The following is a 2,151-nucleotide window of genomic DNA, read 5'->3' as shown; positions in this document are numbered from 1 at the left end:
GCCTGCGCGAGCGACGCGGCCACCGCGAGCGCGGCGAGCCGCCAGGCCGTCACCCGCCGCGCCACGCCGTAGCCGCCGATCACCACCTTGCCATGGCCCGGTCCGGCGGCATGGGCGACGCCATAGGCGAAGCAGACCCCGAGCAGCCCCGCCAGCGCCCCCGGCTCCCCGGCGCGCAGCGCCCGGAGCGCCCCGGCCATGGCGGTCTGGAACCGCTGCTGCGCCGCCTCGGCCAGCCGCATCAGCGCCTCGGCCCCGCCTGTGGCCCAGAGGAGGACGGCGACAAGGCCCAGCCCGGCGGCCAGCAGGATCAGGAGGGCGCGGCGCATGTCACGCGGAGGGTGTCGGCATAGCGTTCACCGACCTCGGGGAAGTCGTCGTCGTCGAAATCGGTGCCCTGGAGCTCCTTCAGCACCGCCTCCAGCACCGAATTCGCCGCCTCCACGTCGGCGGCGACCTTCCCGGTCTCGCAGTCCGACCGCCCCTCCGGGCGCGGCGGGAGGGACAGCGAGAAGGCCGCGTAATAGGTCGGATCGAAGGTTCGGATCTCGACCGCGCCCGCGTCCGCCGCCACCGGCGTTTCGAAACGGCGCACGTGACTCGAGGCAAGCCGCCCCTCCGACAACACCACCAGCGGCAGCACCGGCGGGCCGAGCGGCAGTTCCGCCTCTCCCAGATAGGCCCTCGTCGTGCCGGTGAACCCCTCCTCGGGCTTCTGGTCGAAGCCCGCGAAACCCGCCGCCTCTTCCTTGGTCAATGCGCCGTCGCCGTCGGGGTCGAGACCGTAATCCTCGAGCATCATCAGCGAGTAGAGTTCGTCATAGACCCAGACCACCCGCACGCCCGCCAGCCGCCCCTCGTCATCGAAGACCGGCGAAAGGCCCGAATCGATGAACAGGTGGGGGTGCGCCGCGGCACTGGTGGCGCAGAGCAGGAGGGCAAGGAGCGGGCGCAGGATCATGGCGCCGGACACTACCTCATCGCGCCCGACCGGCAAGGGACGGCATGTCTCAGGCCCTCGGATCGGAGAGATACCGCCGCCAGGGATGCTCCTGCCGGAAGCCCAGCACCTCGCGCGCCTTGCGGTTGGAGTAGAAGGTCTCGTGCTCGCCCATCTCGCCCCGCACCGGCACCGAGGCATAGTAGCGCTCGATCAGTTCCGGCGTGGTCAGGTTCACCGAGTGGTCGTCGTTCGAGGCGTTGAAGATCTGGTAGCCCAGCCCGTCGGTTTTCAGGCAGCGGTCGACGATCTGCCCGAGGTCGCGGGCATCGATATAGGCGAAGAAGTTCCGAAGCCGCTGGGCGGGGTTCTCGAGGAAATCCGGAAACAGCTCGCCGTATTCGTGGGGCTCGATCACGTTGTTGATCCTGAGCCCGTAGATGTCGGCGCCCGAGCGCAGCTGGAACGAGCGCGCCGTCGCCTCGTTGCAGACCTTCGACATGGCATAGCTGTCCTCGGGGACGGTCGGATGCGCCTCGTCCACCGGCAGGTATTCCGGCTGGCGCGGCCCGTCGGAAAAGCAGATGCCGTAGGTGGTTTCCGAGGAGGCGAAGACGATCTTGCGGATCCCGAGCTTCAGCGCCGCCTCGATCACGTTGTAGGTGCCGATGGTGTTGATGCGGAAGGTCTCGTTGTCGGGCGTGATCAGGATCCGCGGGATCGCCGCGAAATGCACCACGGCGTCATAGCCCTGCACGCCGTTGCCGGGCTTCATCTCGTCCATGCCGGCGTACATCGTCAGGGCGTTGAAGACCTGGCCCGAGTCGGTGATGTCGGCCTTCAGGTCGTTGACCCCGGGATGGCCCAGAGGGGTGAGGTCGAGATTGGTGACCGTGTGCCCCTGCGCCACGAGATAGGGGACGACGTGCCGCCCCGCCTTGCCGCTGCCGCCGGTGAAGAGAATGCGCATGTCCGATGCCCCCTTTGGTCCGTTTCGGGGCCACTACCTAACACGCCGGGTGGGAAGGCAAAGCCGCGAACGCAGGGGGGGGCCGATCAAACCCGCACCCCGGCATTTCCGGGAGTTTCGGGGCGCGCCCGGGGCCGAGGGCCCGCCACGCCAATCCCACCGGCGCAGGCTGACACCCGCGACCGGCGGACGCCTCAGGCCTCGCGCCGCGGTGCGGCCGCCTCCCGCGCCATGAACCGCG

Annotated in this window: 2 protein-coding genes and 1 pseudogene; all 3 read right to left on the bottom strand. The window is 69.3% G+C overall.

Features of this window, described 5'->3' with window-relative positions:
* Window positions 1-329, bottom strand: a pseudogene (locus tag A7B20_RS21090) (hypothetical protein); the annotation flags it as partial.
* Window positions 311-961, bottom strand: coding sequence for a DUF1007 family protein (locus A7B20_RS21085; protein ID WP_102110538.1), 651 nt, complete (start codon window positions 959-961; stop codon window positions 311-313). The pseudogene A7B20_RS21090 and the gene A7B20_RS21085, both read right to left, overlap by 19 nt.
* Window positions 962-1,010: 49 nt before the next feature.
* Window positions 1,011-1,910, bottom strand: coding sequence for an NAD-dependent epimerase/dehydratase family protein (locus A7B20_RS21080; protein WP_102110537.1), 900 nt, complete (start codon window positions 1,908-1,910; stop codon window positions 1,011-1,013).
* Between the last annotated feature and the right edge of the window lie 241 nt (window positions 1,911-2,151).

It is taken from the genome of Oceaniglobus roseus (assembly GCF_002869745.1).
In the GTDB taxonomy this organism is placed as follows: Bacteria; Pseudomonadota; Alphaproteobacteria; order Rhodobacterales; family Rhodobacteraceae; genus Oceaniglobus; species Oceaniglobus roseus.
Note: the sequence above shows the minus strand (reverse complement) of the source record. Positions and strands in the feature narration are given on the sequence as shown.